We start from the raw sequence: 22,584 nt of genomic DNA on the forward strand, positions 1-22,584 counted from the left end.
AATAATTCAAATTATAGGACTTTTTTAAAATTAAATGAAAATTTATAATTTTTAAATTATTTAATAAATGGGTGTTTTAAGCAAAGTAAATGTTTTTAGAAGGGGTTTAATGCGTAATCTGACTAAGAACATTGGAAAACCAAAAAATGAATCCGGAATTATTTTAGTGGATAAAACCGAAATTAAGAGAGTCTTAATTTGTAGACCAAATGCAAGACTAGGAAATCTTTTATTGGTTTCGCCACTTGTTCAGGAAGTTGCAGAAACATTTCCAAATTGTAAAATTGATTTATTTGTTAAAGGTCCGCTTGCACCGATTATCTTTGAAAATTACGATGTTGTTTATAAAACAATTCATTTACCTAAAAAACCCTTCAAAAATTTACTGGAATACATTCAGGTTTGGATTTCCATCAGAAAACAACCTTATGATATGGCAATAAATGTCGATCAAAATTCTTCTTCCGGTCGATTGGCTGTTCGTTTTTCAAAAGCAAAATATAAATTTTACGGAGATTTACATGATGAATCTCAGGAAGTAAAATCTGATTATGATCATATTGCAAAATACCCGGTTTATAATTTCAGAAATTATTTGACGCAATTAGGATTAACAAAGAGCAATAAAATAATTGCACCTTTAGATCTTAAATTATCTCCCTTTGAATTATCAGAAGGTAAAAAAATATTGAATACATTAAACAGTAATAATTCTAAAAAAACGATTTGCATATTTACATTTGCCACCGGTACAAAATGTTTATCAACGGACTGGTGGGAAGATTTTTATACTTCATTAAAAGAACAATATAAAGATTACAACATTATTGAAGTTTTGCCTATTGAAAATGTATCGCAAATTGCTTTTCAGGCGCCAACATTTTATAGTAAAGATATCAGGGAAATAGGTTCGTTAATAGCCAATACAGAATTGTTTATAGGCGCAGATAGTGGAATGATGCATTTGGCAAGTTCTGCCCAAACACCAACGATAGGTTTATTTTCGGTTTCAATTCTTAAAAAATATGAACCGTATGATAATTGCAGCATTGGGATTGATATTGAAACTTTTTCAAAAAACGATTATTTTAAAATCATAAACGGTATTTTAAATAATGGCAAAGTAAAAATATATTCAAAAGCAGTTTAAATATAAAACATACAATATAAAAAAGGCCATTCGTCACAACGAATGGCCTTTTTCTTTATTCTATTTTCTTCTTACTTTTTCTTCTTAAACAAACCATTTAACAAGTCACTAGCTTTTTTGGTAGCTTCCTGAGTTTTTGTTTCTTTCTCAGTTGCTGCAGCTTTGGTAGTATCTTTTGCTTTTGTGTTTTTATTGATCAAATCAGTAAGTGCGGCTGTTCCTTTTTGAGTCAGTTTCTCTTTTTGCTGATTGACAACCTGAGAAGCTAAACTGCTAACAGCACTTTTCATATCTGTAGATATTTTTGGGTTCGAAAAATTACCTGTAATCATTGCGTTAATTGGAATATTATCCAGTTTCGCAGCATCGGCAGGAGATAATTTTGATAAGAATGCATTGGCTTCACTTCCTAAATATTTAGCCGGAACATCTAGTTTCAAATTGTAATTCATTGTTTGATCAAAACCGTGTGTTCCGCCAACAGTAACTTTAATGTCTTGATATTTAATGTCAAATGGTTTTACGTTTACTTTTCCATCGTCAAAAGTAAGCGCCATTTTTAAATCATTCAGATTCAGTTTGCTCATATCAAGAAACTTAATATTAGATGTCAATGAATTTAATACAGTCGAATTTTTAGCATTTACCGTAGTCGAAAGCAACTGACCAATTAAATCTCCTGAAAGTGATTTTAAGTCCGGAGTTAATTCATTTGCATCAAGATTTCCGTTTAATTTGATAGTCGAATTCAATTTTCCATTGATGATTCCTGCCAAAGGAGCAATTTTTTTCATCATGTCTAATTGCGTAAAAGTCTGTGCAATATCAACTTGATTGAAACCTAAGTTCATGTCAAATGTTGGCACTTTTGCTTTTGTCGAAACGGCTCCGGTTAAACCAATTGTTCCTCCAAAAATTGACGTTTTAAAGTTTTCTAAAAGCGCTTTTTCATCTTTTATAATCAATTTTCCAGAAACATCTTTTAGTTTCAGGTTGTCATATAAAACAGTATTTGCTTTTGCATTTAATGTACAATTTAAGAACGCAGGAATCTTCATTGCTTCAGCAGGTTTTGCCGGCGTCGCTTTTGTTTCTGTTTCTTTTCCAGCTGTAGTTCTGGTTCCGGTTTTCGCAGGTTCTCCGGAAGTCATGAAATCATCAACTGCCAATTGGTTTGAGCTCATATTGAAGTTTCCTTTTAGCTCTTGTTTTTTAAACATAAAACCGTAGAAATTTTCCAGAATTCCATTAATACTAATATCACTTCTTCCTGTAGTAGCATCAAATTTTTTCAGGTTGATCGTACTGGTATTGAATTCAACCAAAGCCGTACTAATATTCATTGATTTATTGTTTTCATCAGTATATTTAAATCCTGACAAACTCATCGTTCCGGCATTTTTGATGTTTTCATATTGACTTTTTTCAACAGAAGCCATATCAAATTCTGTGGTAACATCGGCTTTTAAAATACCTGCCAAAGGTTTATCCATTTTTATAGGATATGCTTTTGAAAGATTAGCTAAATTAATAGTTCCTTTTAAAGCTGCTTTTACCAAAGGATTTACAGTAATATTTCTAACATTTGCTTTAGCGCTAAAAACATCCTGATCGATTCTAAAAGATAGCTGATCCAGATTAACATAAGTATCATTCAAAATACCTGTTTCATTGATAATCTTAGTATCAATTACAATATTCTGAACCGATTTAGGCAAATTCGGATATTGAAAGGAAGCATTGTTTGATGCAATTGCAATATTGAATTTTGGCACCGTTGTATCTGTTAATTGACCTTTTGCAAAACCAACAACAGTAAAATCTCCGGTTGTTTTTACACCTTCTAAACTCGAAGAATAAGCAGACGGAATTAACCCTAAGAAATTGGTAAATGATGAAGTTGGCGTTTTAAATTTCAAATCATAAATCTGACCTGCTTCCACCATTTGAATGAAACCGTCAAATTCTAAAGGCAATTGGTTAATTAAAGCTTTGTTTTCTTTAAAAGTATATTTGCTTTTATCCAAATCAATTCCTAAAACAGCATCCAAAGTTAGTTTTACATTTTTCATGTAATTCATCTTATCCATATCCATAGAAACTTTGGCGGTAGTTTTTGTGGTTAAATCAAGTTTAGAATTTGTAAAATCTCCCGTTCCTTCGTGATTTAAGCTGTCAATTACCATTTTTATTTTAGAACCCTGGTCGATATATCTAAAGGTGAAATTCTCGATTTTATAGTTCTGGATTTTTAAAGAAAGCGGTTTGCTTGCTTCGTCTTTCTTTGTTTCTTCTTCTTTATTTTTTAAAGCAATATCAAAGTTTCCAACACCATCTTTATTAAAAATGATATTGATTAAACCATTCTCAGAACTGATTCCCTGAATGTTTAAAGGTTCATCTTTTCCTTTAAAAAGTTCTTTGATACTCATTTTCAGGTTCAGTTCACCTAACGAAACTAAAGTATCACCTTCAAAAGGTGCTTTGTTGATGATCAGTAATTTTTCGATTCCAACAGTAGCGTTAGGAAAGTTTTTAAACAAACTTAAATCAGCATCTGCAAAACTCACTTTTGCATCTACGCTCTCATTAATAGCTTCTATGATTTTTGTTTTTATCTGATCCTTAAATAGATAAGGAATTGCAAATAATGCGGCAACGATAACCACAAGAACAATGGCGGTGATTTTTAAAATTTTCTTTAACATAATTAATTATAGATTTGAGGTTTTAGGGTTCTTAATTTATACGTAATATTCTTGCAAAAATAAACTTTTATCGTTCAATAGATTTCAAATATATCATAAAAAACAATAGCCTGCCGTAAATCGAATTTTCGATTATGGGCAAGCTATCAAAAAAAAATAAATTATTCTTAAATATTTTTAAAACTTTATGATATGTATTTCATTTATCTGATCCTGTAATTTTTTGCTAAAATAAATACTACAGCAGGTTAAACCTGTTAAGCAGAAATTAACTTTGGGTTAATTAAAAAGAAGGTTAATGTTACGTATGCTAAGAAATTGTTTTTATAAAATAAAAAATCTGTTTGAGAAGTTTCAAACGGATTTTTCCATATCGTTAAGTGTGAATTATTTCTGAATGAAGGAAACAATTTTATGGATTAATTCTTCTGAAACGGGTAATGTTTCATTAGTATAACTTGCAAAATTGGCTTGTTGATCACCTTCAATAATTTTCATAATGTGATTCATTTTGTCAACAATTACCAGTTCTGAATTTTTATTGGCTTGCGCTAAATTTTCAGCATCTTTTATGGTCACTTGCAAATCTTTATTTCCCTGCAGAATTAAAACAGGGACATTTAGTTTTTTAATTTCTATTGCAGGATCATATTTAAACCAGGATATTAAATACGGCTGAATACTTGGTCTAAAAAGAGAATTCAGCATTGGATCTACTTTTTTTACCTTGTTTCCATTCTTTAAACTATCAATAATAGGAAAGGTCATTTCCTCAATACGTTTGTTTGATTTTGATGAAATTTGCGTTTTAAGCAATTTATCTGCAGATTCTCCGGAACCTGCGATCGAAATAAACTTATCTGCTTTTGCTCCGGCAATCATTCCAATTAAAGAACCTTCGCTGTGTCCAATGATAATTAATTTCGAGAAACGTTTGTCTTGTTTCAATAAGTTAATCCAGCTTTTTACATCTTCTGTATAATTTTCAAAAACCAAGCCTGATTCAGATCCTGCAGCTGCTTTGCTTTCGCCAATGCCGCGTTTGTCGAATCGTAAAGAAGCAATTCCGTTTTTTGCCAGCGCTTCTGCCAGCATTTTCAGGGAATTGTTTTTCATCATCGGATTATTTCCGTTTCTGTCCGTTGGTCCGGAACCGGAAATAATCAAGGCAACAGGATATTTTTTTGTTAAATCCGGAGTTGTCAAAGTTCCGTAAATCTGATCTAAATTGATTTTTAAAACAGAACTGCTTTCCTTAAATGTTATTTCACTTTTGCTTTGCGCCTGAATGAAATTTACAAACACGACCAATAAAACGAAGCCTATTTTTTTCATAGGTAAATTATTGAATATTTAACCCAAAAGGCATTATCGCCTGAACTCCTTTTTGTTTTTGAAGTCTTTTTATCTGTTCTATCAAAAGATAATTTTCTTCGCCAATTTCTTCTTTTATAAAAGCTTCTTTTGATTTTGCAAAAGGTAAACCGGATAAAACATCGTTGAATGTTTTTTCGTATTCAGGGTAGTTTTGCGTGCTGTATGATTTTATTTTAGCAATTTTAGCAGCTTCGGCAATTGCATCATCAAGACCACCAATTTTGTCTACCAATCCAATTTTTAACGCCTGAGATCCTGACCATACGCGACCTTGTGCAATAGAATCAACTTGTGCAAAAGTCATTTTTCGACCTTCTGCAACATGAGTTACAAAAGTGTTGTAAATTTTTTCTACTCCTTCTAAAGTAAATGCTTTAAACTTTTCATCAACAGGAACAAACGGACTATAATTAGCCGAGTTTTCGTGTGTTTTTACCTGTTCTGTATTAATTCCAAGTTTATTGGCTAACGGACTAAAGTTTGGCAAAATCCCGAAAACGCCAATTGAACCCGTAATTGTATTTTTTTCTGCGAAAATTTTATTGGCATTACAAGCAATATAATAACCTCCGGAAGCAGCATAATTACCCATAGAAACCACAACAGGTTTTACTTTTTTGGTAATTTCAATTTCTCTCCAGATCAAATCAGAAGTCAAAGCGCTTCCGCCCGGACTGTCAATTCGAAGTACAATTGCTTTTACATCTTCGTCTTTACGGGCTTCCTGCAAAGAACGACGCATAGCGCCTTCGCCAATTACAGTAACATCGCCTTCTCCGCTTTCAATTTCGCCCTGAGCGTAAATAATCGCAATTTGATCACTTGATGAATTGGTCAAAGCCGTTGTAATATTATTTTGGGTATAATCCAGAATCGAAATTTTATTATAATCGTCGTCTCCGGTTACTTTTAATTGTTTTTTAATAGCGTTATGATACACATCTTCATAAGCCACAATATCGACTAGATTTTCTCTTTTTGCCATTTCCGGAGTTCTTGCCAGTAAACCATTTGCTATTTCGTTTAATTTGGAAACCGGAATATTTCGGCTTTTTGAGATATCTTCAGAAACATTTGTCCAGATAGAATTTAAAAGAGCCGTAATTTGTTCTCTGTTGGCATCGCTCATTTTATTTTCTAAAAACGGCTCAACGGCACTTTTGTATTTTCCGTGACGAATCACTTCCATATGAATTCCTGATTTATCCTGAAAATCTTTAAAAAACATCACCTCAGAAGAAAGTCCTTTAAAATCAAGATCTCCAGCTGGATTTAAGTAAATTGTATTGGCTACAGAATTTAAATAATATTCTTTTTGAGAAAATGAATTGGCATAAGCCCAGACAAATTTTCCTGATTTTTTAAAGCTTTCAAGCGCATTTCTTAAGCTTTTATATTGAGCCAGTCCTAACGAAGATTCATCGTTTAAGATGGAGATTCCTTTAATATTATCGTCAGTTTTTGCCGCCTCGATTGCATTTATCACATCGGTTATACCAACTCCTTTTTTATCTGAAAAAACGGTTACCCACGGATCTTTATATTTTCCGGCATAATCGTTATTGATTTTTTTCAAATCTAATTCTATAACAGAATCTGCTTTTACAGAAACAGTATCTTCTCCGCCAAAAACAGCACTAATAAGAATTACTCCAAAAAAGAATAACATGATAAAAACAAAAATACCAATGACGGTGGCAATTACATTTCCTAGAAATTTCATAAAATATATTTTTTAATATGTAGCGAAAAAAGGTAAGAAGTTACAAATTTTAACGTACAATTCACAATTAAATTCAGAACTCGTTTCACAAATATATTGCTAATTCTAAAATAGATTTAGTTAATTTGCATTAATTATGAAATCACAGCATCAGGTCGTTTTATCTATAGGCAGTAATCAGGGAAACCGATTGGCAAACATCGAAAGTTGTATTGCATTAATACATCAGGAAGTGGGAACCGTAATCGAGGTTTCAAAATTATACGAAACGCCCGCCTGGGGATTTGAGAGCGATGCTTTTTACAATTGTGCGTTAGTTTTGCACACTAATTTATCGGCACAAAAAATACTAAATCAGGTTTTAAAAGTCGAAAAACAGTTGGGCCGAATCCGTTCCAATCAGCAAGGATATCAATCCCGAATTATTGATATTGATTTGATTGTTTTTGATAACGAAATTATCGAATCAGAAAAATTGACGATTCCGCATCCTTTAATGCAAAATCGAAAATTTGTTTTATTGCCCATGCAGGATTTGAAATTAAACTGGAAACATCCTGTTTTTCATAAAACTATAAGTGACTTAATTGCCATTACGCCAGATGATAGTATTTGTACTATTGTTCAGGATTTAAAAAGTCCGTTAAAGGAAATTCCGCTGCAGCACTTTAATTATATTTCTTTTGAAGGGAATATTGGAGCCGGAAAAACAACTTTGGTACATAAAATTGCAGAAGATTTTAACGCAAAAACTGTTTTAGAACGTTTTGCAGATAATCCTTTTTTGCCAAAGTTTTATAAAGATCAAAACCGATATGCTTTTCCGCTCGAAATGTCATTTCTTGCCGACAGATATCAACAATTATCAGATGATTTGGCGCAATTTGATTTATTCAAAGATTTTATCGTAGCCGATTATCATATTTTTAAATCATTGATTTTCGCTAAAATCACACTTGCCGAAGATGAATATCGTTTGTATCGAAACTTATTTGATATTATTTATAAAGAAATGCCAAAACCAGATTTGTATATTTATTTGTACCAAAATACAGGTCGTTTATTGGAAAATATCAAAAAACGAGGAAGAAATTACGAGCAGAATATCGAAGGAGAATATTTAGATAAAATCAATAACGGTTATTTAGAATATATTAAATCCCAAACCGATTTGAATGTTTTAATCATCGACGTTTCAAATCGTGACTTTGTAAAAAACCACGAAGATTATCTTTTTATCTTAAATGAAATTCAGAAGAAATTGAATTAATGTGGCAATTGGAGAATTAGAAAATTAGATAATTTTATAGGTTACAACACAAATTATCTAATTGACACATTTTCTAATTCTCTAATTAAAAATTCAGTTTTTGAAACAAATCCCAAACTACAATTCCGGCGCTTACAGAAATATTTAAGGAATGTTTTGTGCCTAACTGTGGAATTTCAATACATCCGTCGCAAATAGCAACCGCTTCCTGAGAAACACCATATACTTCATTCCCGAAAATTAAAGCATATTTTTGATTTTTTTCGACCTTAAAATCCTGAAGAAAAATCGCACTTTCAACCTGTTCGATAGCCAGCGTCATCACATTTTCTTTTTTAAGATTTTCAATAACTTCCAAAACACTTTCGTGATGTTCCCATGCAACAGTTTCGGTAGCGCCAAGAGCGGTTTTATGAATTTCTTTGTTTGGAGGAGTTGCTGTAATACCGCATAAGATAATTTTTTCGATCAAAAAAGCATCGGCAGTTCTAAAAACAGATCCAATATTGTGTAAGCTTCGAATATCATCCAAAACCAGAATTAAAGGTGTTTTTTCTGATTTTTTAAAATCTTCAATTGATTTTCTGTCCAGCTCACTATTTTCAAGTTTTCTCATTGTGTTGAATTCAGGTCATAAAAAAAGCTTCCAAAGATAAGGAAGCTTTTTCGATTATTTTATTGTTTTTCAGATTAGCTTTTTACAGGATCTGGTAAAACAGTACCTTTAATAGTAAGTACTTTTGTTGGTTGTCCTTCAGCATTAGAAGTAACCGTTACCGTTTTTGTAAAAGCACCAACTCTGTCAGTAGCATATTTTACACCAATAATTCCTTTAGCACCAGGAGCGATAGGCTCTTTTGGTGTAGTTGGTACAGTACAACCACAAGATCCTTGTGTATTTGTAATGATTAATGGTTTTGTTCCGTTGTTTACGAAAACAAATTCACGTTTACCATCAGCATTGTGTGCGATAGTTCCGTAATCGATAGTTTCAGTTTCAAAAGCCATTCCAGCTCCTTCAATTTTAGCAACTTTTGCAGCTTTAGCTTTTTTAGTGCTTTGTGCGTTAGAAGCAGTAATTCCAACCACAGCTAACATAGCGAATAAAATTATTTTTTTCATCTTTTAAGAGTCTTTTTAATTATCACAAATCTAGATAAAATTCTTATATCAGAACTTAAAATATTCTTAAAATATTTTAATTTTTATAGCACTTCGATATTCCTTCAAAATATTATAAATTCGCTGTCATAAAATTTCATTTAAAATACAATAATTTGGCAACGAAAGAGAAAGTGGTGAAAGAAACACCTTTAATGAAACAGTACAACGAAATCAAGAGAAAATATCCTGATGCATGTCTGCTTTTCAGAGTGGGTGATTTTTATGAAACCTTTGGAGAAGACGCCATTAGAGCTTCTAAAATTCTTGGAATTACATTGACCAAAAGAGGTGCAGGTTCTGAAACCGAGACCGCTTTGGCCGGTTTTCCGCATCATTCTATTAATACCTATTTGCCAAAATTGGTAAAGGCAGGGCTTCGTGTGGCTATTTGTGACCAGCTTGAAGATCCAAAAATGACCAAAACTATTGTAAAAAGAGGCGTAACAGAGCTTGTAACTCCTGGAGTTTCTTTAAATGATGAAGTTTTACAATCAAAATCAAATAACTTTTTAGCCTCAGTTTATTTTGCCAATAAAAATATTGGGGTTTCTTTTCTGGATGTTTCGACCGGTGAGTTTTTAACAGCTCAGGGAAATGCAGAATATATAGATAAATTATTGCAGAATTTTAATCCAAGTGAAGTTCTGGTTCCAAAAAATAATAAAGGTGATTTTAAAAGCGCTTTTGGAGAAGATTTCCATAGTTTTTATTTGGAAGACTGGATTTATAAAGAAGATTATGCTTTAGAAACACTGACTAAACATTTTCAAACCGTTTCTCTGAAAGGTTTTGGAATTGAAGAATTGACAGAAGGTATTATTGCTTCCGGAGCTATTTTATATTATTTATCCGAAACGCAGCACAATCGTGTACAGCATATTACGGCAATTCAGCGTATTGCAGAAGATGCTTATGTCTGGATGGATCGTTTTACGATAAGAAACTTAGAATTATATCATAGTTATAATCCAAATGCGGTTACACTTTTAGATGTTATTGACAGAACGCTTTCGCCAATGGGAGGTCGTTTGTTGAAACGTTGGCTGGCACTTCCGCTTAAAGACAGTAATAAAATAAAAGGACGTCATAATGTAGTTTCATATCTGAAATCAAATTCGGAAGTTTTACATAAAATTCAATATCAAATCAAGCAAATCTCTGATTTAGAGCGTTTGATTTCTAAAATTGCAGCGGGAAAAGTTTCGCCTAGAGAGATTGTTTATTTGAAAGAATCTCTGGATGCGATAATTCCAATAAAAACATTAGCGCTCGAAAGTCCGCAGGAAGCAGTAAAAGTGATTGGAGATAGTTTGCATGCCTGTGATTTATTAAGAGAAAAAATCAAAACAACATTAAATCAGGATGCGCCGGTTTCTATTTCAAAAGGGAATGCAATTGCAAAGGGAATTAATGAAGAATTAGATGAATTGCGTGCTATTTCTACTTCCGGAAAAGAATTTTTAGAAGGAATTGAGAAAAGAGAATCAGAACGAACAGGGATTTCTTCATTGAAAATATCTTTCAATAATGTTTTTGGTTATTATATCGAAGTTCGAAACACACACAAAGATAAAGTTCCTGAAGAATGGATTCGTAAACAAACGCTGGTAAACGCAGAGCGTTATATCACCGAAGAATTAAAAGAATACGAAACCAAAATTTTAGGTGCCGAAGAAAAAATCTATAAGATAGAATCAGATCTTTTCGAACAATTGGTTGCCTGGATTGCAACGTATATCAAACCGGTTCAGATGAACGCCAATTTGGTAGCGCAATTAGACTGTTTGTGTTCGTTTACCCAACTGGCTATCGAAAATCAATATATATGTCCTGAAATTGATGACACTTTCGAATTGGAAATCAAAAACGGAAGGCATCCTGTAATCGAAAAACAATTGCCTGTTGGAACACCTTATATTGCCAATGATGTTTATTTAGACAGAGAAACGCAGCAGATTATTATGATTACCGGACCCAACATGTCTGGAAAATCGGCGATATTAAGACAAACTGCTTTGATTGTATTGCTAGCTCAAATGGGAAGTTTTGTACCGGCAGACAGCGTAAGAATGGGGATTGTAGATAAGATTTTCACCAGAGTAGGAGCGTCTGATAACATTTCGATGGGAGAATCTACTTTTATGGTCGAGATGAATGAAACCGCTTCGATTTTGAATAATATTTCTGATCGCAGTTTGGTTTTATTGGATGAAATTGGAAGAGGAACCAGCACATATGATGGAATTTCGATTGCTTGGGCTATTGCCGAATTTTTGCACGAGCATCCATCAAAAGCAAAAACGTTGTTTGCAACTCATTATCACGAATTAAATGAGATGACAGAATCGTTAACAAGAATCCAAAATTATAATGTTGCAGTAAAAGAATTAAAAGACACTGTTCTTTTTGTTCGTAAACTTGTAAAAGGCGGAAGTGCACATAGTTTTGGAATTCACGTAGCAAAAATGGCAGGAATGCCTCAACTTGTAATTTTGAAAGCGCAGAAGTTATTAAAGAAATTAGAAAAAAATCATTCAAGCGATGCGTTAAATGGCGTAAAAGCGGCAAATGATGAAATGCAAATGAGCTTTTTTAATCTTGATGATCCTTTATTAGAAGAGATAAAAGAAGAAATCCTGAGTCTTGATATAAACGCCATTACACCCGTTGAAGCATTAATGAAGCTCAATGAGATTAAAAGAATGTTAGTGGGAAAATAATTTCAGATTTAAAGTTTAGGTTATCAGAAAGTTATAAAATAAGTATAATTTTTTTTATAAAAAGGCTTGTATAATTGAATAAATGTCCTAAATTTGCACTCGCAATACAGAACAAGTCAGGTATTGTAGTTCTTACAAGAATTTGAAACGCGAAAATAGCTCAGTTGGTAGAGCGCGACCTTGCCAAGGTCGAGGTCGCGGGTTCGAGCCCCGTTTTTCGCTCAAAACCATATAATGCTCGGATGGTGAAATTGGTAGACACGCTGGACTTAAAATCCAGTGAACAGCAATGTTCGTGCGGGTTCAAGTCCCGCTCTGAGTACTAAAGCCTCTTCTTTTTGAAGAGGCTTTTTTTATTGTGTAAACTCAGTTTAAAATAATTTGCGCAGTAAATTTATCTTAAAGAATCTAGCAATCTAAGAATCGCATATCAATAATCTAAAATCCACAAATCTTAAATCTGAAATATAACTATGGGTGCTTTTGTAATTAGTAAAAGATTTAATGATGAATATAAATTTGTATTTACTTCCCGCAAAGGGAAAGTGATATTTACAAGTTTGAGTTATGAATTGAAATTTGAATGCGAAGAAGATATTGAGAAATTTAAAGCAAATATTGATCAGGCTAAATTTTTAAAATTTAAAGGCTCTGGAGGAAAGTATTTTTTTAAATTGATGTTAGGCGAAGTTCACTTCGCAACAAGCCGAAAATATACTACAGAATTGCTTTTACAGAAAGGAATAAAAGAAATTGTAACGTACTCTTCAAAAGCGGAAATTTTAGACTTCTCTTCAAATGATATGATTTTTGAAGATGAGGAAGTTGTTGAGGATGTTTATGAGGAAGAAATGGAATAAAGAAAAATTGAAATCCAAATAATTTAAAATTCCAAATTCCAATGATTGTGCTATTTGATTTTGTTTAAATAAATCTGGAAAAAAAATCCCAAATTCTAATACACCTAGTGTCATTGGAATTTGGGATTTTTTTATTGGAATTTAAATATCGGAATTTTTTTATTTAAATTTTGAGCATAAAAAAAACCATCGCTAGGATGGTTTTAAAATTTTTAGAACTTAGGTTCTAATTATTTTTTTACTTCTTTAGCAGCGTCTTCTACTTTAGTAGCAGCAGAATCAACTTTTGCAGCAGCAGAATCAACAGTTGCAGCAGCAGAATCAACTACAGCAGCAGCAGAATCAACAGCAACAGCAGTAGAATCTACAGCTTCAGGAGCTGCAGCATCAGCTTTTTTACAAGATACAACAGTTAAAACAGCAACAACAGCTAAACTTAAAAATACTTTTTTCATCTTACTTTATTATAAAAGGTTAATTATTAATTCGTGGCAAAGATATAAATTTTTTAATATGTAAAATATTTTTTTATTTTTTTTTTAAAATATTTTCATTGCTCACGATTATCTTACTTATCAAGAATAATGCCAAAATACATAAAAATTATGATATTATTGTATTTTTTGTATAAATTATTTTTCATTGAATATTCAATAAGAGAATTGGCTATTTTGTTTTAGTTAGTTGCACATTATTTCGTTTTTAATTGATATTCCTGTGCGGTAAATCAATTAAAATTAAGCGATTTAAAAGCATTTTTTATTAATAACGACGTCAAAGTAAGGTTTGGATCTTAAAAATGTCTAAGAAACGATTTTCATAATGCTGTTTGTAGCACCAATATTATCCTCAATATATTTCTTGCAAATGGAGCTTTTTTCGTTCAATAAAATTGGATCATCAATCAATTGATCAAAATTAAATTTTAGTTCTTCTTTGTTATTTATTACAAGGCATCCGCCCAGTTCAACTAATTGTACTGCTTCAGCAAAATTAGAATAATTGGGTCCAATAACGATTGGGATTCCAAATGTTGCCGGTTCTAAAATGTTATGAATCCCGGGATTTCCAAAACCACCGCCCACGTATGCTATTGTTCCGTAACTGTAAATCTTTGTTAATAAGCCAATTGTGTCAATAATAAAAACCTGATAGTTGGATACATCTGCTCCATCTTTCTGAGAGAACAATATATTTGATTTTGTTATTTGAGACTGAAGCGCTGCTATTTGATCTGCTTTAATATTATGCGGAGCAATAATGAATTTCACGGTATCAGGCGCCTGATTAATATATTCTGCTAATAAAGCTTCGTCTTTTGGCCAGGAACTTCCAATAACAATTGTAGTTTGATTGTTTTTGAATTTTTCAATAAAATCAAGTGAATTGTCTCTTTCTAAAATTGCATTTACACGATCAAATCGCGTATCGCCGGAAACAATCACATTATGAAATCCAATAGCTTCAATTTTTTGTTTAGAAGCTTCATTCTGAACAAAGAAATAAGTAAACGCTTTTAGTGCTTTTCTATAAAAACCTCCATACCATTTAAAAAACATTTGACTATCCCTGAAAATTCCGGAAACCAGATAAGTTGGAATTTTAGCGTTTTCTAATTCTTTTAAATAATTCAGCCAAAACTCATATTTAATGAAAAAAGCTTTTTCCGGATGAACTAATTTTAAAAAGCGTTTTGCATTTTTTTTAGTATCCAAAGGCAAGTAAATAGTCACATCGGCAACAGTATTATTCTTGCGTACTTCATAACCTGAAGGAGAAAAAAAAGTAACTACTATTTTATGTGACGGATATTTTTCTTTAATTTTTTCAATTACCGGTAAACCTTGTTCGTATTCACCCAAAGACGCGGAATGAAACCAGATAGTTTTATCTGAAGGTTTGATTTTTTCTCCTAAAATGGCAAAAACATTTTTTCTGCCTTCGACAAAAAGTTTGATTTTTGGACTAAAAAGCGCTACAATTTTCAGAAAAAAACCAGCAATAGAAATAACTAAATTGTATAGAAAAAGCATATATATAATTTTGGCGCTAAATTACGCTTCTTTAAATTATTTTCATTGTTTGAAGGTATTAAATAACTATTTTTGTTCTTCGTTTTAGAGATTCGTTTTAAAAATACAATCTCACAGTTTTAAATAAATAAATAGAAATGAAAAAAATCCAAATGGTTGACTTAAAGAGTCAATACGAAAAAATAAAAGCTACTGTTGATGCTTCAATTCAAGAAGTTTTAGATACAAATACTTATATAAACGGACCTTTGGTTCACCAGTTTCAAAAGAATCTTGAGGAATATTTAGGAGCAAAACACGTAATTCCGTGTGCAAATGGTACAGATGCCTTGCAAATTGCCATGATGGGATTAGATTTAAAACCTGGTGATGAGGTAATTACAGCAGATTTTACTTTTGCAGCAACAGTTGAGGTTATTGCTTTATTGCAATTAACGCCGGTTTTGGTTGATGTTGATATCACGAATATGAACATTGATATAGAAGCTATTAAAAAATCAATTACACCAAAAACAAAAGCAATTGTTCCGGTACATTTATTTGGCCGTGCTGCAAATATGGATGCGATTATGGAAATTGCAGCTGAGCATAATTTGTATGTAATTGAAGATAATGCACAAGCTATTGGTGCCGATTATGTTTCTAAATCAGGAGAAAAAACTAAAGTTGGTGTAATTGGGCACGTTGCGGCAACGTCATTTTTTCCGTCTAAAAACTTAGGTTGTTACGGAGATGGTGGAGCAATTTTTACAAACGATGATAAACTGGCACACATCATCCGCGGAATCGTAAATCACGGAATGTACGAGCGTTACCATCATGATGTTGTGGGTGTAAATTCACGTTTAGACAGTATTCAGGCGGGAGTTTTAAATGCAAAATTACCTTTGTTAGACGAATACAATAAAGCGCGCCGTCGTGCAGCTTCAAAATATAATGCAGCTTTTGCAGGAAATACTCACATCATTACACCAAAATTTGATGCCGACGAAAATGATCACGTTTTTCATCAATATGTATTAAGAATTATTGATGCAGATCGTAATGCCTTAATGCAGCATTTGTTAGACAAAGCAATTCCGTGTGCGATTTATTATCCAATTCCGTTACATTCGCAAAAAGCTTATGTGGATGTTCGTTATAAAGAAGAGCAATTTCCGGTTACAAACCAATTAGTAAAAGAAGTAATTGCTTTGCCAATGCACACAGAATTGGATGATGAGCAAATTAAATTTATTACAGATTCTGTTTTAGAATTCCTAAATAAATAAAGATGAAAAGTTTCCGTATTTTAATTTTAATGATTCTGATTCAATTTTCGGCTTTTGCTCAAAAATCGAACACTAAAGATGAAGCTGCTGTCAATAATCAGGTTGAAATTTTGCGTAAAGCCATGATTGATGCTGATGGAGCTAAATTAAAAGCGCTAACTTCTGAAAAACTTAGTTATGTTCATTCGAATGGTAATTTTCAAAATCAGGTAGAATTTATAGACGGAATTGTTAGCGGAAAATCTGATTTCGTCACGATAGATTTTCAAAACCAAACAATAACAATTCAAAATGATGTTGCTATTGTGAGGCATGTTTTGTCTGCTCATACCAAAGATGACGGAATTGACAGAGATATTAAAATCGGAATAATGCTTGTTTGGCAAAAACAGAAAAATAACTGGATTCTTATTGCGAGACAGGCTTACAAATTAACTACATAAAAAAAACAACCAAAAAATGAAAATATTAGTAACCGGAGGATTAGGATTTATTGGTTCTCACACCGTAGTCGAATTGCAAAATGAAGGCTTTGAAGTCGTGATAATTGATAATCTTTCCAATTCTTCAGAAGATGTTTTAAAAGGAATTACAGCTATCACAGGAAAAACGCCTTTGTTCGAAAAAATAGATTTAAGAGAAAAAGCGTCAGTTCAGGATTTCTTTAAAAAACACAATGATATTACCGGTGTAATTCATTTTGCAGCTTCAAAAGCAGTTGGTGAAAGTGTCGAAAATCCTTTGTTGTATTACGAAAACAATATTAATGCTTTGGTTTATCTTTTGCAGGAATTAAAAGAAAAGCAGGAAGCAAGTTTTATTTTCAGCTCGTCTTGTACGGTTTACGGTCAGGCTGAAAAAATGCCAATTACAGAAGACGCGCCTGTGCAAACAGCAATGTCTCCTTATGGAAATACCAAACAAATAGGCGAAGAAATAATTACTGATACAGCAAAAGTTACTAATATCAGTGCTGTTTTATTGCGTTATTTTAATCCGATAGGAGCGCATTCAAGTACAGAAATTGGAGAATTGCCTTTAGGAGTTCCACAGAATTTAGTTCCGTTTATTACACAAACCGGAATGGGATTGCGTCAGGAATTATCAGTTTTTGGAAATGATTATCCAACACCGGACGGAACTGCTGTTCGTGATTATATTCATGTTGTAGATTTAGCAAAAGCGCACGTAATTGCATTACAGCGCTTGTTGAATAAAAAGAATTTGCAAAAAGTAGAAACTTTTAATTTAGGAACCGGAAAAGGAAGTTCGGTTCTGGAAGTAATTCACAGTTTTGAAAAAGTAAGTGATAAAAAATTACCATACAAAATAATACCACGTCGCGAAGGTGATATAACCGAAGCGTATGCAAACACAGATAAAGCAAACAATGTTTTAGGCTGGAAAGCAGAATTAAGTCTTGACGAAGCAATGGCAAGCGCCTGGAAATGGGAACAGAAAGTTCGTTCTTAAATAGTTTTCAGTTTTAGGTCGCAGTTTTCAGGTGGAGACGCGCAGCAGTGCGACTAACTATAGAATATGAAAAGTCCCAAATAATCGGTTTAGATTAATTGGGATTTTTATTTTAGAGAAGATTTTATTTTGTAAATTTGTAAGATTAAATTGTAGGAATTATGAATAGGAAAAAAGATGATCCGAAAAATAATAAGGTTGAAGAGCCCAGAGTTGAATATGAAGTTCAAAAACCAAAATTTAAAGGAATAGATCCGGAAACTTTTGATTTTGGTGCTGAGTTTGCAAAAGGCTTAACGCCAGAGGAAGCAAAAGCAGAATCTAAAAGGAGGATTAGGGAATGGTGGGGAAAATAGAAGTTATTTATACATCATCTGTAATTAGTTATCTTAATGATTTGGTTGTAATCCTATATAAAAAACAATACTTTGGTTTTATAGAATCTGCAGATGAATATGTTGATGAAATTTACGATGCCATTCCAGAAAGAATTAAAAAATCTCCTCATAAAAAAACTCCAAAACCTCTTAAATATTTAGGCTCCAATTATGTTTTTTATAAAGTTAATACTAGAACAACTTGGTATGTGTTTTTTGAAAGAAGAGATCAAAATTTTCTGATTACCGGAATTACTAATAATCATTGTATTGAAGCAAAAGAATTATAAAGCAAAAAATCCTCATAAACAATCTCTGTTCATGAGGATTTTTTATTGATATAGTTTTTAAACTGTAAACTAAAACTGCGACTGAACACTAAAATTTAAGCATTCGCAGTAACTGCTTCTTTGTCAATTTTATTAATCAAACCAGCTAACACTTTTCCTGGGCCAACTTCAGTAAATAAAGTAGCACCATCAGCGATCATTTGCTGTACAGATTGTGTCCATTTTACTGGTGCGGTCAATTGTATAATTAAGTTCTTTTTGATTTCGTTTGCATCAGAAACAGCGCTTGCTGTTACGTTTTGGTAAACCGGGCAAATAGGAGTAGAGAAAGTCGTTGCTTCAATTGCAGCGGCTAATTCTTCTCTTGCAGGTTCCATCATTGGAGAATGAAAAGCACCTCCAACCGGTAAAATCAATGCGCGTTTTGCACCGGCAGCTTTCATCGCTTCACAAGCTTTTTCAACTGCAGAAGTTTCTCCTGAAATTACTAATTGTCCAGGGCAATTGTAATTTGCTGCAACCACAATTCCGTCTATAGAAGCGCAAACTTCTTCCACAATATTATCAGCCAAACCTAAAACCGCAGCCATTGTTGATGGAATGATTTCGCAAGCTTTTTGCATGGCTAAAGCACGTTGAGAAACCAATTTAAGACCGTCTTCAAAAGATAAAGTCCCGTTTGCAACTAATGCTGAAAATTCTCCTAAAGAATGTCCTGCAACCATTTCCGGTTTAAAATCTTCGCCTAAAGTTTTGGCTAAAATAACTGAATGTAAAAATACAGCCGGTTGTGTAACTTTAGTTTCTTTTAGTTCTTCGGCAGTACCTTCGAACATAATATCTGTAATTCTAAAACCTAAAATTTCATTAGCTTTTTCGAATAATTCTTTGGCTAGAGCCGAGTTTTCATATAAGTCTTTGCCCATTCCTGTAAACTGTGCGCCCTGACCCGGAAATACGTATGCTTTCATTTGTCTAATTTATTTTTTGTTTTTTTGGAATTGAAAATTAGTTTCAATTGAAAGGCAAAAATAGCATTTTTTTTAGCTCGTATAATCCTTAAACATATAAATCCACACTAATCTTGAAAATCTCAGATTGAAAGAAGTTAGTAAAGTAATGACAACTGCAATAATTGGAATAATTCTTAAATCGAAATTTTGTTCAAAGAAAAACTGCGCAACACAATAAGTAGCAATACCTTGCGCAACAGTTAATCCGTAGTTTACGTACATCGCACCAAAGAAATAACCAGGTTCTTTTTGAAATTTGTAATGACAATGACTGCAATATTCGTTCATTTTTGGTAATCCGAAATTCAGAAAGATATTTTTGTCTTTAAATACTTTTCCTTTATGACAAACCGGACATTCGTTGCTTAAAATATGAGTTAATGCACTTGACATGATTTTGATGTTTTTTGTTTATACAAAGGTAAATCAGAGTAGGATAAAAGTCTTTTTTATATCTTCGCTTATTATAGCACAATAAAGACATTTGTTATGAAAAAATATCCAATTTATAGTGTTCAGAATTTTAGCTGCAATGACATTCATCGTGATTTTTACGTCAATACTTTTGCAGAACATTTAAAAAGCCACAGTTTTGTCGAAGAACCGCATCGCCATGATTCCTACTTAATGGTTTTTTTTACAAATGGTTCAGGAAAACATGAGGTAGATTTTGACCAATTCGAAATAAAAAGAGGAAGTTTATTTGTGCTGCAGCCCGGACAAATGCACCATTGGAGTTTGTCTGAAGATATTGAAGGCTTTGTGATTATCTTTTCGCAGGAACTTTACAATTTGTATTTCGGACAGAAAAAAATCAACGATTATAATTTTTACCATTCCATTCATAACCGGCCGGAAATGGTTTTTGAAGAAACAGAAATTCCAAAAATCCTGCCTTATTTTGATTTGTTAATTCAGGAAAACAGTCAGAATCATAAACAGCAATTAGATAAAATGCTGAATTTGCTGGATTGCATTCATATCGAAATTTCCAGAAAGTACAGTGAAACCTATTCACATCAAACCCATTCATACAATATTAAAATCAATACTTTTGAAACACTTTTAGAACAATATTTCAGAGAAGAAAAATTGCCTTCTTTTTATGCAGAAAAACTAAATATTACGTTAAAACACTTAAACCGAATCTGCAATGAAATCCTTCAAAAAACTGCAACAGAAGTTATTGTCGATCGTGTAATTCTCGAAATCAAACGCATGTTAATCGATAAACAATTAGCGGTAAATGAAATTGCTTACAAAGTAGGCTACGAAGATTATTCGTATTTCTCCAGATTCTTCAAAAAACAAACGGGACTTTCTCCAACTGAATTTAGAAATATATCGCGATGAGTTTTTAGCCACGAATTCACGAATTTTTATAGAGAAAGTTTGGAAAAATAATTCGTGAATTCGTGGCTATAAAAAAAAGCCTGCACTTCCGAAAAAGTACAGGCTTTTTAACCAACCAAATTAAACCTATTTATTACAAGATTAAGCTTGTTTTACAAATTGCAATTCAATGTTTAAACGAACTTCTTCTCCAACTAAAACTCCCCCGGTTTCAAGAGCAGAATTCCAGTTTAAACCCCAATCTTTACGATTAATTTTGCCTTCAATGCTTAAACCTACTTTAGTATTTCCCCAAGGATCAGTCATGATTCCGCTAAATTCTACAGGAAATTTAACTGATTTAGAAACACCTTTAATAGTTAAATCTCCAGTTAATTCATAATCTCCATCATCAATTTTTTTGAAAGATGAAGCTTTGAAAGTTAATTTTGGATTGTTTTCAGCATCAAAGAAATCAGCGCTTCTTAGGTGACCGTCTCTGTCTGCATTTGCAGTATCGATAGAAGCAATATCGCCTGAAAATTCGATTGCTGCGTTTTCAAAATCATTTCCTTCCGTAGTGATTGAAGCATCGTAAGTTCCAAATTTACCGGAAACATTTGTAAACATCATGTGTTTAACTTTAAAACCAATTTCTGAGTGAGTTGGGTCAATTGACCATTTTGTAGTTGCCATAATTTTTATTTTTAAAATATTAATTTCATTTTGATAGGACAAAGTTACTTCGACAGTCTTCATTTGGCACTTAACCTAGATTAAGAAATAAAAATGAAATAACTTTTGATTCCCGGTTTGTTTTGTTTTTGTTGTTTGAAAAATTGCTATTGATTAATAGTTCATCGGAATTTCCATTAAAAGAAACTCTGCATCCGTATTTGCCTTTATATTTAAAGTTTCAAAATCAGAAATTCCCATCGCGTCACGAGTATTTAATTCCTGATCGTTTATCGTTACGTTTCCTTTTAGAATGAAAGCATAAACCCCGTTTCCTTCTTTTTTTAATTTATATTCTGTTGCAGTTCCGGCATCAAAATTTCCCATATTAAACCAGGCATCCTGATGAATCCAAACTCCTTCATCATCTGCATTTGGCGATAAAATTTGAGATAGTTTGTTATGTCTGTCCGCCACATCCAAAGTAATTTGTTGGTAACGAGGCGAAACATTTCTTTTGTTAGGAAACAACCAAATTTGCAATAATTTAGTCTGCTGATCTGCATTTGGATTAAACTCACTATGTTGAACTCCGGTTCCGGCACTCATTACCTGAATATCGCCATTTTTGATAATTTCAGTATTTCCCATACTGTCTTTGTGTGCTAAATCACCTTCTAACGGAATCGTAATGATTTCCATATTATCGTGAGGATGCGTACCAAAACCCATTCCGCCCGCAATTGTGTCATCGTTCAAAACACGAAGTGCGCCAAACTGAATTCTATCCGGATTGTACCAGCTCGCAAAACTAAAACTGTGATAAGCATTAAGCCATCCATGATTTGCGTTTCCTCTTGTTTCTGCTTTGTGTAATACTATATTTTCCATGATCTATTGTTTCTTTATTTTTATAGTACAAATTTACGGCGGTAGTAATCAAAACGCACTTAACCTAGATTAAGAAAAGTTTTGAGCTTTTTTTGAAGCAGAAATTTTTGGTTTTCAAAAGACGTGACGTCCCGCTATTCGTTTCAATCTTTTCTGCCGAACCCCGGCACAAAAGGATTTTCACTTCTATCGGGGCTATGCTAGAAGTTTCATTTTCATAAGAAATGCATATTTCCAATATGTATAAAAGTTCCAGA

At 32.6% G+C, this 22,584-nt stretch carries 21 protein-coding genes and 2 tRNA genes; 12 read left to right on the forward strand and 11 right to left on the reverse strand.

Annotation, left to right across the window (positions count from 1 at the left end; genetic code table 11):
- The first annotated feature begins 67 nt into the window (after positions 1–67).
- On the forward strand, positions 68–1,150 hold the full coding sequence (locus AC3QL1_RS08595; RefSeq protein ID WP_492496787.1) for a glycosyltransferase family 9 protein: 1,083 nt from the start codon (positions 68–70) through the stop codon (positions 1,148–1,150).
- Between the two features lie 71 nt (positions 1,151–1,221).
- Here AC3QL1_RS08595 and AC3QL1_RS08600 read toward each other — a convergent pair whose 3' ends face one another.
- The 3 genes from AC3QL1_RS08600 to sppA form a co-directional block, all read right to left on the reverse strand.
- Positions 1,222–3,858 carry an AsmA family protein gene (locus AC3QL1_RS08600; protein WP_492496788.1) on the reverse strand — a complete coding sequence of 879 codons (2,637 nt, stop codon included), beginning with the start codon at positions 3,856–3,858 and terminating at the stop codon, positions 1,222–1,224.
- A 387-nt stretch (positions 3,859–4,245) separates the two neighbouring features.
- Positions 4,246–5,193, reverse strand: coding sequence for an alpha/beta hydrolase family protein (locus AC3QL1_RS08605; RefSeq protein ID WP_492496790.1), 948 nt, complete (start codon positions 5,191–5,193; stop codon positions 4,246–4,248).
- A 7-nt stretch (positions 5,194–5,200) separates the two neighbouring features.
- A complete protein-coding gene (gene sppA / locus AC3QL1_RS08610) occupies positions 5,201–6,958 on the reverse strand; it encodes a signal peptide peptidase SppA (RefSeq protein WP_492496791.1) in 1,758 nt (585 codons plus the stop codon).
- A 136-nt stretch (positions 6,959–7,094) separates the two neighbouring features.
- On the opposite strand from sppA, the gene folK reads away from it, so the two are divergent.
- Positions 7,095–8,228, forward strand: a complete 1,134-nt coding sequence (folK, locus tag AC3QL1_RS08615) for a 2-amino-4-hydroxy-6-hydroxymethyldihydropteridine diphosphokinase (protein ID WP_492496793.1) — start codon at positions 7,095–7,097, stop codon at positions 8,226–8,228.
- A gap of 85 nt (positions 8,229–8,313) precedes the next feature.
- On the opposite strand, the gene AC3QL1_RS08620 is transcribed toward folK, so the two are convergent.
- Both AC3QL1_RS08620 and AC3QL1_RS08625 read right to left on the reverse strand, forming a co-directional pair.
- Positions 8,314–8,844, reverse strand: a complete 531-nt coding sequence (locus tag AC3QL1_RS08620; RefSeq protein ID WP_492496795.1) for an RNA methyltransferase — start codon at positions 8,842–8,844, stop codon at positions 8,314–8,316.
- 74 nt (positions 8,845–8,918) lie between these two features.
- Entirely contained in the window at positions 8,919–9,350 is a 432-nt protein-coding gene (locus AC3QL1_RS08625; RefSeq protein ID WP_042565706.1) for a DUF1573 domain-containing protein, read from the reverse strand.
- 155 nt (positions 9,351–9,505) lie between these two features.
- Between AC3QL1_RS08625 and mutS the strand changes: the two genes are divergently transcribed.
- The 4 genes from mutS to AC3QL1_RS08645 all read left to right on the forward strand — a co-directional run bounded on the left by mutS (position 9,506) and on the right by AC3QL1_RS08645 (position 12,972).
- A complete protein-coding gene (gene mutS, locus AC3QL1_RS08630; RefSeq protein ID WP_492496797.1) occupies positions 9,506–12,112 on the forward strand; it encodes a DNA mismatch repair protein MutS in 2,607 nt (868 codons plus the stop codon).
- A 149-nt stretch (positions 12,113–12,261) separates the two neighbouring features.
- Positions 12,262–12,334: transfer RNA gene (locus AC3QL1_RS08635), tRNA-Gly, on the forward strand.
- Positions 12,335–12,348: 14 nt separating this feature from the next.
- A tRNA-Leu gene (locus AC3QL1_RS08640) sits at positions 12,349–12,434 on the forward strand.
- Positions 12,435–12,585: 151 nt separating this feature from the next.
- Positions 12,586–12,972, forward strand: a complete 387-nt coding sequence (locus AC3QL1_RS08645; RefSeq protein ID WP_492496799.1) for a DUF1508 domain-containing protein — start codon at positions 12,586–12,588, stop codon at positions 12,970–12,972.
- Between the two features lie 230 nt (positions 12,973–13,202).
- On the opposite strand, the gene AC3QL1_RS08650 is transcribed toward AC3QL1_RS08645, so the two are convergent.
- Positions 13,203–13,427 carry a PG1828 family lipoprotein gene (locus tag AC3QL1_RS08650; protein ID WP_492496801.1) on the reverse strand — a complete coding sequence of 75 codons (225 nt, stop codon included), beginning with the start codon at positions 13,425–13,427 and terminating at the stop codon, positions 13,203–13,205.
- Between the two features lie 348 nt (positions 13,428–13,775).
- Complete coding sequence (locus AC3QL1_RS08655) at positions 13,776–15,005, reverse strand: 3-deoxy-D-manno-octulosonic acid transferase (RefSeq protein WP_492496803.1); 1,230 nt, start codon at positions 15,003–15,005, stop codon at positions 13,776–13,778.
- Between the two features lie 137 nt (positions 15,006–15,142).
- Between AC3QL1_RS08655 and AC3QL1_RS08660 the strand changes: the two genes are divergently transcribed.
- The 5 genes from AC3QL1_RS08660 (at position 15,143) to AC3QL1_RS08680 (ending at position 18,416) form a co-directional block, all read left to right on the forward strand.
- Positions 15,143–16,276, forward strand: a complete 1,134-nt coding sequence (locus AC3QL1_RS08660; RefSeq protein WP_492496804.1) for a DegT/DnrJ/EryC1/StrS family aminotransferase — start codon at positions 15,143–15,145, stop codon at positions 16,274–16,276.
- A gap of 2 nt (positions 16,277–16,278) precedes the next feature.
- Positions 16,279–16,719: a nuclear transport factor 2 family protein gene (locus AC3QL1_RS08665; RefSeq protein ID WP_492496806.1), complete on the forward strand. Its 441-nt coding sequence runs from the start codon at positions 16,279–16,281 to the stop codon at positions 16,717–16,719.
- Between the two features lie 16 nt (positions 16,720–16,735).
- Positions 16,736–17,749, forward strand: a complete 1,014-nt coding sequence (galE, locus tag AC3QL1_RS08670) for a UDP-glucose 4-epimerase GalE (RefSeq protein ID WP_492496808.1) — start codon at positions 16,736–16,738, stop codon at positions 17,747–17,749.
- Positions 17,750–17,910: 161 nt separating this feature from the next.
- Complete coding sequence (locus tag AC3QL1_RS08675; RefSeq protein ID WP_492496810.1) at positions 17,911–18,105, forward strand: hypothetical protein; 195 nt, start codon at positions 17,911–17,913, stop codon at positions 18,103–18,105.
- Entirely contained in the window at positions 18,090–18,416 is a 327-nt protein-coding gene (locus AC3QL1_RS08680; protein ID WP_492496812.1) for a hypothetical protein, read from the forward strand. Before AC3QL1_RS08675 ends, AC3QL1_RS08680 begins: the two co-directional genes overlap by 16 nt.
- Positions 18,417–18,511: 95 nt before the next feature.
- Here AC3QL1_RS08680 and fabD read toward each other — a convergent pair whose 3' ends face one another.
- A complete protein-coding gene (gene fabD, locus AC3QL1_RS08685) occupies positions 18,512–19,387 on the reverse strand; it encodes an ACP S-malonyltransferase (RefSeq protein WP_492496813.1) in 876 nt (291 codons plus the stop codon).
- A gap of 72 nt (positions 19,388–19,459) precedes the next feature.
- Positions 19,460–19,822, reverse strand: coding sequence for a DUF983 domain-containing protein (locus tag AC3QL1_RS08690; RefSeq protein ID WP_492496815.1), 363 nt, complete (start codon positions 19,820–19,822; stop codon positions 19,460–19,462).
- A gap of 96 nt (positions 19,823–19,918) precedes the next feature.
- Here AC3QL1_RS08690 and AC3QL1_RS08695 point away from each other — a divergent pair, with 96 nt between their 5' ends.
- Positions 19,919–20,782, forward strand: coding sequence for a helix-turn-helix domain-containing protein (locus tag AC3QL1_RS08695; RefSeq protein WP_492496817.1), 864 nt, complete (start codon positions 19,919–19,921; stop codon positions 20,780–20,782).
- 141 nt (positions 20,783–20,923) lie between these two features.
- On the opposite strand, the gene AC3QL1_RS08700 is transcribed toward AC3QL1_RS08695, so the two are convergent.
- Together AC3QL1_RS08700 and AC3QL1_RS08705 are read right to left on the reverse strand one after the other, a co-directional pair.
- Positions 20,924–21,457 (reverse strand): YceI family protein, encoded by a 534-nt coding sequence (locus AC3QL1_RS08700; RefSeq protein WP_492496819.1) that lies wholly within the window; start codon positions 21,455–21,457, stop codon positions 20,924–20,926.
- 153 nt (positions 21,458–21,610) lie between these two features.
- A complete protein-coding gene (locus AC3QL1_RS08705; RefSeq protein WP_492496821.1) occupies positions 21,611–22,327 on the reverse strand; it encodes a pirin family protein in 717 nt (238 codons plus the stop codon).
- Between the last annotated feature and the right edge of the window lie 257 nt (positions 22,328–22,584).

Source organism: Flavobacterium sp. GW823-FHT04A11 (assembly GCF_058796535.1).

Excerpts from the sequence above, each read along its gene's own strand:
- AC3QL1_RS08650 (WP_492496801.1), bottom strand. The coding sequence starts at position 13,427 with ATGAAAAAAGTATTTTTAAGTTTAGCTGTTGTTGCTGTTTTAACTGTT.
- AC3QL1_RS08665 (WP_492496806.1), top strand. The coding sequence starts at position 16,279 with ATGAAAAGTTTCCGTATTTTAATTTTAATGATTCTGATTCAATTTTCG.
- AC3QL1_RS08620 (WP_492496795.1), bottom strand. The coding sequence starts at position 8,844 with ATGAGAAAACTTGAAAATAGTGAGCTGGACAGAAAATCAATTGAAGAT.
- AC3QL1_RS08690 (WP_492496815.1), bottom strand. The coding sequence starts at position 19,822 with ATGTCAAGTGCATTAACTCATATTTTAAGCAACGAATGTCCGGTTTGT.
- AC3QL1_RS08680 (WP_492496812.1), top strand. The coding sequence starts at position 18,090 with ATGGTGGGGAAAATAGAAGTTATTTATACATCATCTGTAATTAGTTAT.
- fabD (WP_492496813.1), bottom strand. The coding sequence starts at position 19,387 with ATGAAAGCATACGTATTTCCGGGTCAGGGCGCACAGTTTACAGGAATG.
- AC3QL1_RS08625 (WP_042565706.1), bottom strand. The coding sequence starts at position 9,350 with ATGAAAAAAATAATTTTATTCGCTATGTTAGCTGTGGTTGGAATTACT.
- AC3QL1_RS08675 (WP_492496810.1), top strand. The coding sequence starts at position 17,911 with ATGAATAGGAAAAAAGATGATCCGAAAAATAATAAGGTTGAAGAGCCC.
- AC3QL1_RS08595 (WP_492496787.1), top strand. The coding sequence starts at position 68 with ATGGGTGTTTTAAGCAAAGTAAATGTTTTTAGAAGGGGTTTAATGCGT.
- sppA (WP_492496791.1), bottom strand. The coding sequence starts at position 6,958 with ATGAAATTTCTAGGAAATGTAATTGCCACCGTCATTGGTATTTTTGTT.
- AC3QL1_RS08605 (WP_492496790.1), bottom strand. The coding sequence starts at position 5,193 with ATGAAAAAAATAGGCTTCGTTTTATTGGTCGTGTTTGTAAATTTCATT.
- AC3QL1_RS08655 (WP_492496803.1), bottom strand. The coding sequence starts at position 15,005 with ATGCTTTTTCTATACAATTTAGTTATTTCTATTGCTGGTTTTTTTCTG.
- AC3QL1_RS08695 (WP_492496817.1), top strand. The coding sequence starts at position 19,919 with ATGAAAAAATATCCAATTTATAGTGTTCAGAATTTTAGCTGCAATGAC.
- folK (WP_492496793.1), top strand. The coding sequence starts at position 7,095 with ATGAAATCACAGCATCAGGTCGTTTTATCTATAGGCAGTAATCAGGGA.
- AC3QL1_RS08705 (WP_492496821.1), bottom strand. The coding sequence starts at position 22,327 with ATGGAAAATATAGTATTACACAAAGCAGAAACAAGAGGAAACGCAAAT.
- AC3QL1_RS08645 (WP_492496799.1), top strand. The coding sequence starts at position 12,586 with ATGGGTGCTTTTGTAATTAGTAAAAGATTTAATGATGAATATAAATTT.
- AC3QL1_RS08660 (WP_492496804.1), top strand. The coding sequence starts at position 15,143 with ATGAAAAAAATCCAAATGGTTGACTTAAAGAGTCAATACGAAAAAATA.
- AC3QL1_RS08600 (WP_492496788.1), bottom strand. The coding sequence starts at position 3,858 with ATGTTAAAGAAAATTTTAAAAATCACCGCCATTGTTCTTGTGGTTATC.
- galE (WP_492496808.1), top strand. The coding sequence starts at position 16,736 with ATGAAAATATTAGTAACCGGAGGATTAGGATTTATTGGTTCTCACACC.
- AC3QL1_RS08700 (WP_492496819.1), bottom strand. The coding sequence starts at position 21,457 with ATGGCAACTACAAAATGGTCAATTGACCCAACTCACTCAGAAATTGGT.